Origin of the sequence: Metabacillus indicus (genome assembly GCF_046603695.1) — a bacterium.
GTDB classification, from domain to species: Bacteria; Bacillota; Bacilli; order Bacillales; family Bacillaceae; genus Bacillus_P; species Bacillus_P indicus.
Genome location: NZ_CP176757.1, coordinates 1,310,658 through 1,323,779, shown reverse-complemented (window position 1 = coordinate 1,323,779; position 13,122 = coordinate 1,310,658). Strand labels below are relative to the sequence as shown.

Below are 13,122 nucleotides of genomic sequence, written 5' to 3'. Positions count from 1 at the left end.
ATTATAAGCCAGCAGCACGGGGCGTTAAAGGAAACTTTTTCTTAAGATTTTTTAAAGAAGATTTAAGAAATCATAGATTGAACGTGCTTTTAATTCGGAGAGCTGTTTCTTCAGCCGCCAGATTCGTATTATTAATCCTCGTATAATTCGCTCTTTTTATTTCTCCCTCGTCCGAGTTCAGTCTGTAGATTTCCATGCTTGACAGCAAATCATTTTCTGACCAATCAAGATTGCGCTTAGTTGGTTTATGTGCAAGGCGGTGTTCACTTTTGTTGCGGAGGAGTCTTGCATCTGTATCCGCTTCAAGTTCTGCAAAGTATATGTCCGCACCTTTTGACTCAAAAACAGCGCAGACCTCTTCCACATAGTCCCAATCACCCTGTTGATCAAACGCCCATACATATGTAAAAATTAAACCGGGCAAATCACTCCCTGCCACTTCCTCGAAGATTCTCTTCCTGAATTCGCCTACTAATTTTCTCCCCTTCTCTGTCCCGTAATCAAAATAAGGATTCACAAGGTCAATCGTCATATGATTATGAAAAAGCTTCAAATCCGTTATTTTTTCAAGCTGCTGTCCCACCGTCATTTTTCCGACAGCCTGCGGGCCAAAAAGCAAAACAAATTTCATGTTAATTCTCCTCATTTATCAGGGACTTTTTCATGCACAAACTTGCGGATTTGCCGATATAGGGACCATAGTTTGGAATGGCGCTGTATCCAGCCCTTTTATATAGATTAATAGCTTCGTGCTGCTTTGTGCCTGTTTCAAGAACAGCAGCAGCATACCCTTTTTCTGCTCCCGTCTGTTCGAGCTGGCGCACAATCTCCTTTGACAGCCCCTGTCCGCGAAACGCTTTTTCAACGAAAATCCGTTTTAGTTCAATCGTGCTGCTGTCGAATTCCTTAAAGGCTCCGCAGGCTGCTGCCACGCCATCTTTATAAATCAAAACCACATCGTGAATATCATCCAGCTGATTATGGGGAGTGTATTCCTTTTGCAGATCCCCGTACCGTTCATGCAAATCCTGATCAAGCAGCTTAACGAGGCTTAGAAAATCATAATTGCGTCCATTTGTTTTAACTAGTTTCATTGTCATGTTCCACCCCGGAAATTAGAATACTTTCTATTTTCAGGCAACAGAAGGACAATTACAAGAAGAAAAAACATGTCAGCTTAAAAGCCGACATGTTTTTGATCTACTTCCCCCCAATAATCTCATCAATAATGCCATATTCCTTCGCTTCCGCTGCACTCAAATAGTAATCACGGTCGGAATCGCGGGCTACTTTTTCAATCGGCTGTCCTGTCCGTTCAGCAATGATTTTATTGATGTGCTCGCGAAGCTTTAATATGCGGCGAGCTGAAATTTCAATTTCTGCCGCCTGGCCTCTTGCCCCGCCAAGCGGCTGGTGGATCATGATTTCACTGTTTGGAAGAGCAAACCGTTTTCCTTTTGTCCCCGCCAAAAGCAGCAAGGCCCCGAAAGATGCGGCCATACCTGTACAGATTGTTCTGACATCAGGTTTGATATACTGCATTGTATCAAAAATGGAAAAGCCTGCAGTAATCGATCCTCCTGGGCTGTTAATGTAAATGGATATATCCTTCTCAGGATCCTCTGCTGCCAAAAATAACAGCTGAGCCACTGTCACGTTTGCCGTGTGATCATTAATTTCATCGCCAATCATAATAATTCTGTCTTTCAGCAGACGGGAATAAATATCATAGGAACGCTCACCGCGGCCTGAACTTTCAATAACGTAAGGGATCGTACTCATCCTTTTTCCTCCTTCATAAGGCTATGCAGCCATTTTCAGAGAAGCAGACGAAAGCTGTCTGAACGGAATGTACACAAGGGCAGGGCTGTCAGTGCTTTCAAAGGTGAGGATATCAGGCAATGCCTTCAGCAGCGGTGCAGGATCCTGAAACTGCAGTGACGTGTACATCAGGTCAGACAGCCACTCCCTCTCCACCTCATCCCAATACGAATCTGCTTCGCCCTTTTCCTTGGATAAACGCTTTTTCGCTCTGAATACAGCTGATTTGACGGACGTTTCTGTCGTTCCAAGAAGCTCCGCCAGTTCATTCGCCTGATAGTGAAAGACTTCTTTGAGCAAAAAGAGAACCGCCTGTTTTGGCGTGCACTTTGACAGAAGATGCTCAAGTAAGCTCTGCCGTTCAATCATCTGATTCGCATGATCCGCACCTCCCCTTTCAGGAAGTTCGCACGGAGTCTCTCTCTTTCGCTTTCTGACTACATCTATCCAGTGATGATAAGCCATCCTATTTAACAATGCAGAGCTTAAGGCACTCTGATCATAGGTCAAGTACGCCTTCAGCATCACTTCCTGGGCTGCATCCTCCCCGTCGTATTTATCCTGGGTCAAAAAACGGCAGTACTGCTGAAGCTTAAGGTACAGCTCCTTCATATCGGGATTCTCCTGCTTCTTTTCCAGATTAGTTGACAGCCTGTTGCCTTGCATGCTCTCACTCCTTTTTGCCTCTCTGCTTTATAAACGGATGAAGACGGGTAAAAAGATACGGGTATGATTCTTTTTATTTTATACAATTGCCAACTGATATGACCAGAGACAGTAAAATTGGTAATTTCAAGAATGTCTGATATGACATGAAATGGGCAGAGAATTATGGTAAGCTTGCCGTATCTTCAGGAGAGGGAGTTTTTGTATGCTGCTGCAGGCGCTGCTTATCTTTATTCTGCAGCTGATTTTCGTACCGGTTTTGACGATGAGGACCATCCTTTTGGTGAAAAATCAAACGAAATCAGCCGCCGGCGTAGGATTGCTTGAAGCGATCATCTACATCATCAGTCTGGGAATTGTTTTTCAGGATCTATCAAACTTCTATAACATCATTGCCTATGTACTCGGGTTCAGCATTGGACTCTTGCTCGGCGGCATGCTTGAAAAGAAGCTTGCGATCGGCTACATCACGTATCAGGTAAACATACCGGAAAAAAACACGGAGCTGGTCAGTGACTTAAGAAATGCCGGTTTTGGCGTGACGGTTTTTGAAGGACAGGGAATGAATTCTGTCCGCTATCGTCTTGACATTGTATCCAAGAGATCACGTGAAGAAGAGCTTCAGGAAATCATCCACTTGAGGGAGCCTTCAGCCTTTATGATGTCTTATGAAATCCGTTCTTTTAAAGGCGGTTACTTAACAAAGTCGATGAAAAAAAGGCAGAGTATGAAAAAAAATAAATCGGTAAAACAGGAAGGCCACTCAATATAAGCAGCGGCCTTTTTTCTATGCATGCATATTTGGCAGAACATGCAATAGCTTGTAATAAGGACATCAAACAGGAGGGATCTTTCATGTGGGTGATCACCCTTTTTTTGAAAGAATCGGTCAAAATGTATGAATTCAGTACAGAAGACGAAGCCAGGGATGCGTATAAACAGTTAAAGGGGTGCAAATTCTTATCTGAAATTGTTTATTTTAATGATCCTTGCTTCTTATAGAAAAATCTCTGGGGGCCGCTTGCGGCCTTTTATGTGTTGTTTAGGAAATTATAAAGAATAATAGGCTGTGGATAACATAACAAAGTTATCATCGTCCAGCTCCAGCGCCTAGATCCTCTGTCAGAACAAATCCGTCAAAAAAGTCAAACCCGGACTTTTCCGCCGGATTCTTATCTGCCTATCGGATCTGACCAAGGCGCTTGCGCTTTTGTTCTTGTCCTAAAAAACTGTCGTACAGGCACTTTTTCAAGAATAGGATGACATATAGAGAGTGTTTAGGAGGCTGTTAAATGACCGTTTTTCTGACGTACATCCTTCTTGGAGTTTCGCTTGCGGCACCTGTTGGCCCCGTGAATGCTGCCCAGCTGAACCGCGGAATTAAAAAAGGATTTTTTCATGCGTGGGTGTTTGGAATAGGGGCTTTATCAGCTGATATTTTGTACATGCTCCTTGTTTTTTTAGGTGTGTCTCAGCTGATTGAAAATTCTTTCATGCAGGTGTTTCTTTGGTTATTTGGTTTTTTTGTCCTTATATATTCAGGATTTGAAGGTCTAAAAGGCGCCGGGGAAATACATATTGATAACCGGAAAGATGCAGGAGACTCCCTTTTTGGCTCTTTTTCTTCAGGTTTTATTATGTCCATTTCAAATCCGCTTACGGTGATGTTCTGGCTGGGCATTTTCGGGTCTGTTCTTGCAAAAACGGCTTCGGAATCAAGCGTGCAGGATTTAATCGGCTATAGTGCAGCGATTATCCTCGGCATTTTGCTCTGGGATTTCGCCATGGCCCTCGCTTCAAGCTTTGCGAGGCGCTTTCTGCATTCTAAGCTGCTCATTCTCATTTCCATCCTGTCTTCTGTATCGATGATCGGCTTTGGCCTCTATTTTGGCTGGCATGCTCTGATTGTGCTGTTTTTCTGAGTTTTTGTATGAGGCATCTTTTCCCTGTACAGACTAGAAAGAGCAAATCAGCAGGAGGAATGGTCATGGAACAATCTGAAATGAATCAGATGCAGGAATTGGTCAAGCAGGCACGTGAAGCAGTCATTCACGCTCAGATGAATTTCAATCCGGAAGAATATCAAAAAGCGTTTAAAGCACTGACTCTGGCTAAAGAGCATGTGAACGCTGCCAGGGCACATGAGGAAGAGACGCCTGCCCTGCTTCATGCGAGCGAGCATTTGATGCATTTAAACGAAACGCTGACTGCCCTACAAAGCACGAATTCTTTCTAAGGAGCGCTGAATCTATGAATCCGTCTAAAATAAGCTGTCATACTGAATACGATGTGATGGAAAGCGTCGTGCTGTGCAAACCCCAATTTATGAGAATCCATCATGTGATCAATGAAACACAGCGTCGCTACCATAAGGAAAATATTAATGTAGAAACGGCGATTGCCCAGCATACCGCGTTTATGAATGTCCTGAAGGAAAATGGCATTGAAGTGCACCATTTGCCTCCTAAAAAAGAATTCCCGGAACAGGTTTTCACCAGAGACATTGGTTTTACAATCGGGGATACCATTTTCATCTCAGCCATGAGCATGCCGGTCAGGCAGGGAGAAGAGCAGATTCTGAAGGACTGGCTGAAAAACCATGATATTTCTTATATTGATCTGACAGAAGACCAGACCGAGGGCGGAGATGTCATTATTCATCAAAAGACCGTTTACATAGGCATCAGCGAACGGACAACCGAGCATGCCATCGAACATATTCAGGCAGGCATTCCTGATTATACAATCATCCCAATCCCAATAAAGCAGGAAATCCTGCATTTGGACTGCATTTTCAACATCCTGTCCCCTACCGAAGCCCTTATCCATAAAGCAGGAATGGAAGAAGCAGAATACGAGCTGCTCAAATCACATTTTGACCTGATTGAAGTATCAGAGGAAGAGCAGTTTGCTATGGGGGCAAACGTCCTTTCCATCGGCCATAAAAAAGTCATCAGTCTTCCTCAGAATAAAGGGGTCAATGGCGAACTGCAAAAACGGGGATATGACGTGATTGAAGTTGATTTCAGTGAAATTATAAAATCGGGCGGGTCATTCAGGTGCTGTACAATGCCTTTAAGCAGGAAATCTGAAGCATGAGGAAAAGCCAGGGGAAATCCCTGGCTTTTTCATGTGAAAATGCTGATGATCGCAAGCATCATCCCAAGTCCGCCTATAAACGCATAGGTCGAATACCGTTCGTTTCCATCCCCGTGGCTTTCAGGAATCAGTTCCTTATAGACAATAAAGAGCATGGCACCTGCTGCAAACGATAAACCGTAGGGAATTAAATCATCAATATAGTTTGTCAGCGAGTAGCCGAGAAGCGCTGCTGCAATTTCGATGCTTCCTGTTAAAGCAGCAAATAAAAAGGCTTTTACTTTAGACATGTTCTGATTTACAAGATACAGGGCAACAAGCAGACCTTCCGGGGCATTCTGCAGGCCGATTGCAAGCGCAATGATTCCTCCAAGCTCTCCGGAATCACCGGCATAGCTCACTCCAACAGAAAGTCCCTCCGGAATATTGTGAAGCGTAAGGGCGGAAACAATTAAAAACGTCTTTTTATCAAGGTTAGGCATATAACTGAGATTTTCACGTTCGGGATGGCTGTGCGGGATGTATTTTTCCATGCGGTCAAGCACAAATGTCCCAATCAAAAGGCCTGTTAAAACAACCCATACATTTGACTTGGCAAGCGCTTCCGGTATCAGACTGAAGCTGCACGCGGTCACCATGATGCCTGCAGTGAAGGCAAGCAGCATATCCCTGAACTTATGCGACAGACGGTTAAAAAGCAATATGGGCAGAGCACCGAGAGCAGTGGCAAACGCAGAGATGGAACTGCCGATTATCATATCCAGCAAGAGATCACCTTCCTGCTTAAATGTATTCACGACTCCATGGTATGTATGATTGTTTAAAATTGCCCCCCTCCTGTTTTTTCACCTCATACATAATTGCCCCCCCATATTCGAACAATACCACTGTATAGGAGGGATTGTATGAGCAGCTGTACACCAGCAGGCAAAAACAAAAGCCCGGCTAAAGGTGATCTTGCATGGTGGCAATTATCCCTGATCGGCATCGGCTGCACGATCGGCACAGGGTATTTCCTCGGGTCCGGCATCGGAGTTAAAATCACCGGGCCGTCAATTGTTCTTTCTTTTCTTTTGGCAGCACTCGGTACATACATCGTTTTTAACGTACTGGCAAAAATGACAGCAGCCGACCCCCAGACAGGCAGTTTCTGCTACTATGCAGGAAAAGCGTTCGGCAAGTGGGCGGCCTTCAGCTGCGGCTGGAATTACTGGGCTTCAAACATCCTGATTATGGGCAGTCAGCTCACCGCCCTCTCGATTCTTTCGCAGTTCTGGTTTCCGCATATCCCGCTGTGGATCTTTGCCTCCGGCTACGCCATATTGTCCATCCTTGTCGTGCTGACCGGAACAAAGGGGTTTGATAAGACAGAAAACTTGTTTGCCGTGATTAAGTTTGCGGCCATCCTCATGTTCATCGTGCTCGCTGTGGCGGCTCTTGCAGGAATACTGTCAAGTTCAAAGGAACCTGTTGTCCGGAGCGGACTTCCCCCGCTTTTCACTGGAGGAATTTCAGGTTTTTGGGCCTCCCTCACCTACGCATTTTATGCATATGGAGGAATTGAAGTTATTGGACTAATGGCCATGCAGCTGAAAAAGAAAGAAGATGCACCCAAATCAGGAACAGTGATGCTGATCTGTCTTGCGGCCGTTTATGTTGCATCCCTGGCACTTGCCGTTCTCATCGTTTCTGCAGATGTGTTTCACGAAAATGAAAGTCCTTTTGTCACTGCCCTTTCAGCATACAATCTGCCCTTTTTCCCTCATGTTTTTAACGGGGCCATTATTATTGCAGGCTTTTCTGCCATGACGGCATCTTTGTTCGGCGTAACAAATCTTCTTGTCATACTGGCTGACGATGGCGACGCACCGGCCTTTTTTTCCAAAAAGAGCAGGAAACTAAAAGATCTGCCCCTGCCTTCGCTTGGACTCGCTGTCATCGGTCTGATTGCTTCTATTATTACGGCGCTGCTATTGCCCGGGAAAATTTATGAGTATATTACAACGGCAGCGGGCATTCTGCTTTTATACAACTGGTTCTTCATTGTGATCTCGTCGCTTAAGCTGCTGAAGCAATCTGTCCTCATGAAGATTGCTTCCTGGATTGGACTTGGGCTGATTGTGTTTGCTGTCAGCGGCACACTTCTTGATCATGAAGTAAGACCGGGATTTTATGTAAGCCTGCTTTTTGTGATGATCATAGCCGTTGTCTGTCTGTTTATGAAGAAAAAATGGAAAGTGAAAAAGACTGCCCCTAAATATTTTTAAGGAAGGTGCGAACCATGGCAAATGCCAAAAAAGAGCAGGCAACAACAGAGGATGCAGTCCTGCTGATGTTCCTCTCGCTTGCAGAGAATGACGGGATTGAAATGAACGTCACGTTGAATGTGCAGGGCACCCTGGTCTCAGGGGTGTTGATCGGCTCCCGGGCTTATTACGACGGAATTACAGAGTCCGCTCATGATCTTCGGGATGATACGATGTCACGCATTATCGGAAAGCGGTTTGAAGATTTAAAAGACGAATATGTGAAGCAAAAACAAGAGCAGGGTGATAAAAAAGCCGACGAACAAGAACCTCCTGCTTATATCCACTTAAGAAATGCAAAATATCAGCATACACAGCCGGCCCACCCGGCATGGTGGCGGGGGAAAGTTTCTTCCGTTGATGCTTTTTCTTTTGATTCATTAATATAAGGACCCGAATCCCGGGTTCTTTTTTCATGAGAAAAAGCACCCTGTTTCAGGATGCTTTCTAGAAGAACTTGGGCTTTAGCGGTTTAGGCTTGGCTTTAAAATTTTTAAAAACAAAGATCAAAAGCAGAATACCTGCACAGCCTGCTGCGATAAAGGAAATCGTTAAGTAATTTTTCATAACAGCCGTCATGATCGGCGGGCCGGCTGCTACTCCTATAAACCTTGCTGAGCTGTAAAAAGAAGAAATTGTTCCCCTCTCTTCTTTTTCAATGTTTTCTGTGACCATCGCATCCAGGGTTGGCAGCATGGCGCCGATAGCGAGTCCGGCGATGCTGGTCACTAGAAACAGCAAAAACCATTCATCCTTTACAAAGCCTACAAATGCGGTACTGATCGATAGTATGACCAAGCAGAGTATCGTGATTGTCCTCATCACTTTTACATTTCCTTTAATGGTTTTCCCTGTAACATACGCTGAGATGCAAAGGACAAGCAGCGGAATAGCCAGCATGAAACCTTTTTTGATGCCCGTCACACCGTACTCCTTTTCCAGATAATCGGACAAAAAGTACAAGATGGAAAACAGAATAAGCATAATGAAAGCACCGAGCAGAAAAACCAGATACAGCCATTTCCCTTCTTTTTTAAACGTCTTTCTCGTTTTTGACAGGAACTCGCTGAAAGCAGGCGGTGTTTCTGTCTTTTTTGGCACCTTCACGAAAAAAAAGACCAAAACGATGGAAATCAGGCTGAAAAAAGAGATTGAAAAGAATGGGACAAACCAGAGAATGGATGCAAAAAATGAACCGATGATCGGACTCAGCACTTTGCCGAATGTATTTGATGTTTCAATAATTCCAAGACATGAGCTTGTCTTTTCGTCATCATTTTTATACAAGTCACCGACAAGCGGCAAGATGATCGGCGACGCACCCGCTGCCCCAATGCCCTGCAGTACCCTGCCGACAATGATTAGCAAATAGGGATCCGGCAGTTTCCAGGAGGCAAATCCTGCAATCAGTCCTCCAATCATGGCAATGATCAAACTTGGTATGATCACTGCTTTTCTCCCTGCACGGTCTGAAAGATATCCCGCTATCGGAATGAGGATAATGGAAGCAATGGAATAGCTTGTGATGACCATACTGGACTGAAAAGAGGTAATGCCCACCTCTTTTTCAAAAACCGGAAGAACGGGGATCAGCATGGAATTTCCAAGGGTCATGACCAAAGGGATGGAAGCCATGCTGATTAAGCACCAAATACTTACCTTCTTACATTGTTCAGCCATAGCCGCACCTCATATCAGAATATACGCTGCAAAATGCTTTTTAAAATGACTGTATTAGTGTTTCCTTTTGATGATGAATTATGTGCTGTGAATGGTTTGTCCCATCCTGGAGCAATCTAATATCGAATGAACGATGCGGAGGTGTAGAACTTGAAAAAACAGCCATCAGAAGAGCTTGCAGGAAGGCAGTTCGAGGTTTCTGACTACGAAGGAAAATCACAGCTTGAAAAAGGCCTTGCAGAGACGCACGAACAGGTCAGCGATGATTATTACGAAGGTACAATTGATCAGGAAGAGAGTAAAAAATAAACCAGACGGAAATTCCGTCTGGTCTTTTATCATGCCAAAGCTGCTCTTCTGCGAATAAGGAAATACGACCCTGCTCCCGCAGCAATCGCTGCAGCTCCAATCAGAATCAGCATATAGTGATTGGTCGCAGTCGCCGGCAGTGAGCTCCCGCCTGAATGGTTATCAGACTTGGCTGGAACTGCTGCTTCCTGCTCATCTTCCGTTTTCTCTGAAGTAGAAGGTTTTTTTGGTTCGTTCTTTTTCGGTTCAGCCGGTTTCACTTCAGGCTTTTCCGGTTTGTTTGGCTTTGGAGCCGGCGGTGCCGGGTCTTTCGGTCCATTTGTCTTTTCATCGGTTACTTTAATAACAACTGCAGTCAGAGGCTCGATTGTGATTGAATCTTTTTTCAGCTTAAAGCCTGATTCTTTCTTAACCTTTTCTGCTCCTGCCTCGTCGTTATCCGCGACAACTGTTCCTTTCCGAAGATCTTCAGAAAGCGTCAGGGTTCTTTCTTTTGAGTCTGCATTGACAAACACAGAGTACTCTTCTTTTTTGTCCGAGGAGACAGCTTTGTACCCGATCATCAAATCAGATGCCTGAATCTCAGGAGCTTCAATCATCGTAACGTTGGAATCTACAAGCTCTTTGCTGCCGAGCCTGAAGGCGTCAGTTGATTTTCTCAGTTCAATGAGACCTGCTGTGTATTCGCGTGTTGTATTGTTAATCGGATACGCACCTGCATCTGTTGCTTTTGTCCAGTCAAATTTGTTAATGGCATCAGACGAGTCGTAGGAATCGTGAATGAAGTAGCCGAACGATTTTCCGTTCTCGTCTCTGAGTTCATGGAATTTCTGCTCTGGCATTCCTTCGCCAAACCACTGTTTTGTCCGTCCATACTCCTGTCCCGCATGCAGGAAGGCTGTTCCCTGCGAAGTCAGGATCATCGCGTTTCCAAGGCGGATACGATCATGAATTTCCTGGTTGTTCTCAGGAACCGCAGGGTCTTTTTTGATGGATTGCGCGATAACGTCATACAATGGAAGATTGTCATGCGCTTCAATATACTGAACCATGTCACCAGGATCGTCAGCCGGTGTATTCGTTGGCTGGCCTTTGATGTTTTTCAATATGAGGTCAATGCTTCTCGCGCCGCCTGTTAGGAATCGCGGTTCACCTTCAGAACCGAATCCCGATTTCAGCTCATTTCGGATCTCATCAGAGAAAACGCCGACATCATTCGTTTTGTTCATCCAGTCCTGATCGGCACCTTTACCGGCAAGCGCAGGATCTGAAAGCTGTCCTCCGAATGTTCTCCAGCCTTCCCCGATGAAAAGGGCATCCTTATTGATATCGGCAGCTGCATTGTACGCATTTTGGATGGAATCATAGGTTGCATCCCCCATCATGTCAAAACGCATGCCGTCAATCTTGTACTCTTCAAACCAGTATTTAACGGAATCAATCATCAATTTTTCAGCCATGTAATGGTTTGTCGCAAGGTTGTTGCCAAACCCGCCGATGAAATTGCCGTTTGCATCCTGGAACGCGTAGTAATTCGGAACAATATCATTCAGCATGCTTGCTTTGGCCATGTGCGTGTAAACAACATCGAGCACAACACCCATGCCTGCATCATGAACAGCATCAATCAAGCCTTTCAGCTCTTTAATTCTAAGCTCCGGATCAGCGGCATTTTTTGAATAAGCCCCGTCCGGTGAGAAATAGCTGTGAGGGTCATATCCCCAGTTGTACTCATTATTTGCAGCAGAATACTCCATTTCCCGCTGTCTCATATTCGTTTCATCACCATAGTACCAGGCCATGACAGGGAGAAGCTGAACGTGCGTTACACCAAGTGATTTAATGTAATCAAGCTTGTCTTTAAACGCATCGTACGTACCCCATTCAGAAGTTAAATCGCCTTCAATCGAAGGATCAGATGTGAAATCTCTGACGTGAATCTCCCAGATGACGGCATCTTCTTTCTTTTCATAGCCGTCAATCTTTGCAAAATCAAGTCCCGCAGGATCTGTGCCTGCAAGGTCAACGATGGCCGCTTTACCAATAAGATCCCCGTCCGGTCCTGCTTCACCTTTCGTGTTAACCGTAAATGGCGCCATTGATTTGGCATAAGGATCAAGAACCTTCTTCATTTCGCCGCCGTTTGTTACCTCATACTGATAGTAGTATCCTTTTAAATCGCTGACTCCAAGGTCGCCCGGTTTGGCTTCAACAGACCAGACTCCTTTATCGCCCATCGTTAAATCGAGTTTGCCGATTTCTTTAGATGCATCGTTTTTGTCGTAAAAAACAGCTGTCACTTTGCTTGCTTTTGGAGCCCAAAGCTTCAAAACAGCTTGTCCGCCGCTGTATGATGCACCAAGATCATCGCCTTCATAGGAATAAAGCTCATCAATCATTCTCCAGCCTCTTGTGGCCGTTACGGATTTTGTTCCGTATGTGACCGTGTAGGCATCGCCATTCAGCTCACTGCCAACGGTTACTTCAACTGTAGAAGCAGACGTGATTTTCGCACTTTGAACAGGTACTTCTGCCCCTGCTTCATCTTGTATTTTTAGAAAAGAAAGAAGATCTTCTTCCGTTAATCCTTCCGTTCTTGTTAAACCAAGAAGCAGTTTTTGGCTCGAAGTGATTTCAGCACTTATAATCGCCACTGGATTTTCCCACTGGGATGATGTGTAAACCGTATCATCTGCGTTTTTGATCCAAAGATGATTATAGTCTTCAAGCATCGTAAACACTTTGTCGCCGCCGGTTTTCTCACCCGTCACACGGTTTACAACAAGAAAGCCGAGCTTCTTTGCGCCTTCTTTCACCTTTACATCTATGTAGCGGCCGTGTTCATCAGACTGCTCATCCGTAAATGGGACAGCATCTTTCGGCCATTCCTTCGGTGCTTCGGCTACGTCTTCCCATAGCCACAGTCCAAGATCCTTATAGTTTTTGTCATCCTTAACATAATGGATTCGTACTGTGTTCTCCGGGAGATCCGGATCCTTTTCAGCAGCTTTTGCTGCCGGCAGATTCAGCGCCGGAAACACCGCTCCCAGCAATAAAACAAAAATCAACATGCTCTTTACCCATTTTGTCATGTCTCAACCCCCGTTATTAATCGATATCCCTTGGATGACTGTAAACTTCCAACGATGCGCAAACGTTTTCATAAAGCGTTTACATTTCTAATTAAAAGGAATTTGTCTCATTGTGTCAATGTTTTTTTGAATTTTCATGCTATTTAGCC

14 protein-coding genes are annotated in these 13,122 nt (G+C 44.8%); 7 read left to right on the top strand and 7 right to left on the bottom strand.

The window, feature by feature from the left end:
• Nucleotides 1-70: 70 nt before the first annotated feature.
• The 4 genes from ACK1LH_RS06560 to ACK1LH_RS06545 all read right to left on the bottom strand — a co-directional run bounded on the left by ACK1LH_RS06560 (nt 71) and on the right by ACK1LH_RS06545 (nt 2,433).
• The gene (locus tag ACK1LH_RS06560) at nt 71-631 is read right to left on the bottom strand and encodes a shikimate kinase (RefSeq protein WP_411334827.1); all 561 of its coding nucleotides are present in this window, start codon (nt 629-631) and stop codon (nt 71-73) included.
• 1 nt (nt 632) lies between these two features.
• Nucleotides 633-1,094: a GNAT family N-acetyltransferase gene (locus ACK1LH_RS06555; RefSeq protein WP_411334826.1), complete on the bottom strand. Its 462-nt coding sequence runs from the start codon at nt 1,092-1,094 to the stop codon at nt 633-635.
• Between the two features lie 106 nt (nt 1,095-1,200).
• On the bottom strand, nt 1,201-1,782 hold the full coding sequence (gene clpP, locus ACK1LH_RS06550) for an ATP-dependent Clp endopeptidase proteolytic subunit ClpP (protein WP_029282119.1): 582 nt from the start codon (nt 1,780-1,782) through the stop codon (nt 1,201-1,203).
• A gap of 21 nt (nt 1,783-1,803) precedes the next feature.
• A complete protein-coding gene (locus ACK1LH_RS06545; RefSeq protein WP_411334825.1) occupies nt 1,804-2,433 on the bottom strand; it encodes a sigma factor-like helix-turn-helix DNA-binding protein in 630 nt (209 codons plus the stop codon).
• Between the two features lie 262 nt (nt 2,434-2,695).
• Between ACK1LH_RS06545 and ACK1LH_RS06540 the strand changes: the two genes are divergently transcribed.
• From ACK1LH_RS06540 to ACK1LH_RS06525, 4 genes are all read left to right on the top strand, one after another.
• Nucleotides 2,696-3,259 carry a DUF2179 domain-containing protein gene (locus ACK1LH_RS06540; protein ID WP_282033518.1) on the top strand — a complete coding sequence of 188 codons (564 nt, stop codon included), beginning with the start codon at nt 2,696-2,698 and terminating at the stop codon, nt 3,257-3,259.
• A 520-nt stretch (nt 3,260-3,779) separates the two neighbouring features.
• Nucleotides 3,780-4,409, top strand: coding sequence for a LysE family transporter (locus ACK1LH_RS06535; RefSeq protein WP_411334824.1), 630 nt, complete (start codon nt 3,780-3,782; stop codon nt 4,407-4,409).
• Between the two features lie 65 nt (nt 4,410-4,474).
• Nucleotides 4,475-4,723, top strand: coding sequence for a hypothetical protein (locus ACK1LH_RS06530; protein ID WP_029282126.1), 249 nt, complete (start codon nt 4,475-4,477; stop codon nt 4,721-4,723).
• A gap of 14 nt (nt 4,724-4,737) precedes the next feature.
• Nucleotides 4,738-5,586, top strand: a complete 849-nt coding sequence (locus ACK1LH_RS06525) for a dimethylarginine dimethylaminohydrolase family protein (protein ID WP_029282128.1) — start codon at nt 4,738-4,740, stop codon at nt 5,584-5,586.
• A 29-nt stretch (nt 5,587-5,615) separates the two neighbouring features.
• Here the strand turns inward: ACK1LH_RS06525 and ACK1LH_RS06520 are convergent, their stop codons facing one another.
• Nucleotides 5,616-6,353: a ZIP family metal transporter gene (locus tag ACK1LH_RS06520; protein WP_152554707.1), complete on the bottom strand. Its 738-nt coding sequence runs from the start codon at nt 6,351-6,353 to the stop codon at nt 5,616-5,618.
• 138 nt (nt 6,354-6,491) lie between these two features.
• Here ACK1LH_RS06520 and ACK1LH_RS06515 point away from each other — a divergent pair, with 138 nt between their 5' ends.
• Nucleotides 6,492-7,853 (top strand): amino acid permease, encoded by a 1,362-nt coding sequence (locus tag ACK1LH_RS06515; protein WP_411334823.1) that lies wholly within the window; start codon nt 6,492-6,494, stop codon nt 7,851-7,853.
• A gap of 14 nt (nt 7,854-7,867) precedes the next feature.
• On the top strand, nt 7,868-8,281 hold the full coding sequence (locus ACK1LH_RS06510; RefSeq protein WP_411334822.1) for a hypothetical protein: 414 nt from the start codon (nt 7,868-7,870) through the stop codon (nt 8,279-8,281).
• A gap of 58 nt (nt 8,282-8,339) precedes the next feature.
• On the opposite strand, the gene ACK1LH_RS06505 is transcribed toward ACK1LH_RS06510, so the two are convergent.
• On the bottom strand, nt 8,340-9,572 hold the full coding sequence (locus ACK1LH_RS06505; RefSeq protein ID WP_035206469.1) for an MFS transporter: 1,233 nt from the start codon (nt 9,570-9,572) through the stop codon (nt 8,340-8,342).
• A 150-nt stretch (nt 9,573-9,722) separates the two neighbouring features.
• On the opposite strand from ACK1LH_RS06505, the gene ACK1LH_RS06500 reads away from it, so the two are divergent.
• A complete protein-coding gene (locus ACK1LH_RS06500) occupies nt 9,723-9,881 on the top strand; it encodes a YozQ family protein (RefSeq protein WP_081414040.1) in 159 nt (52 codons plus the stop codon).
• Nucleotides 9,882-9,910: 29 nt separating this feature from the next.
• Here the strand turns inward: ACK1LH_RS06500 and ACK1LH_RS06495 are convergent, their stop codons facing one another.
• Nucleotides 9,911-12,973 carry a pullulanase gene (locus ACK1LH_RS06495; protein ID WP_411334821.1) on the bottom strand — a complete coding sequence of 1,021 codons (3,063 nt, stop codon included), beginning with the start codon at nt 12,971-12,973 and terminating at the stop codon, nt 9,911-9,913.
• Between the last annotated feature and the right edge of the window lie 149 nt (nt 12,974-13,122).

What these genes read in the sequence shown, in the direction of transcription:
- ACK1LH_RS06560 (WP_411334827.1), bottom strand. Translation starts at nt 631, where the DNA reads ATGAAATTTGTTTTGCTTTTTGGCCCGCAGGCTGTCGGAAAAATGACG.
- ACK1LH_RS06555 (WP_411334826.1), bottom strand. Translation starts at nt 1,094, where the DNA reads ATGAAACTAGTTAAAACAAATGGACGCAATTATGATTTTCTAAGCCTC.
- clpP (WP_029282119.1), bottom strand. Translation starts at nt 1,782, where the DNA reads ATGAGTACGATCCCTTACGTTATTGAAAGTTCAGGCCGCGGTGAGCGT.
- ACK1LH_RS06545 (WP_411334825.1), bottom strand. Translation starts at nt 2,433, where the DNA reads ATGAAGGAGCTGTACCTTAAGCTTCAGCAGTACTGCCGTTTTTTGACC.
- ACK1LH_RS06535 (WP_411334824.1), top strand. Translation starts at nt 3,780, where the DNA reads ATGACCGTTTTTCTGACGTACATCCTTCTTGGAGTTTCGCTTGCGGCA.
- ACK1LH_RS06530 (WP_029282126.1), top strand. Translation starts at nt 4,475, where the DNA reads ATGGAACAATCTGAAATGAATCAGATGCAGGAATTGGTCAAGCAGGCA.
- ACK1LH_RS06525 (WP_029282128.1), top strand. Translation starts at nt 4,738, where the DNA reads ATGAATCCGTCTAAAATAAGCTGTCATACTGAATACGATGTGATGGAA.
- ACK1LH_RS06515 (WP_411334823.1), top strand. Translation starts at nt 6,492, where the DNA reads ATGAGCAGCTGTACACCAGCAGGCAAAAACAAAAGCCCGGCTAAAGGT.
- ACK1LH_RS06510 (WP_411334822.1), top strand. Translation starts at nt 7,868, where the DNA reads ATGGCAAATGCCAAAAAAGAGCAGGCAACAACAGAGGATGCAGTCCTG.
- ACK1LH_RS06505 (WP_035206469.1), bottom strand. Translation starts at nt 9,572, where the DNA reads ATGGCTGAACAATGTAAGAAGGTAAGTATTTGGTGCTTAATCAGCATG.
- ACK1LH_RS06495 (WP_411334821.1), bottom strand. Translation starts at nt 12,973, where the DNA reads ATGACAAAATGGGTAAAGAGCATGTTGATTTTTGTTTTATTGCTGGGA.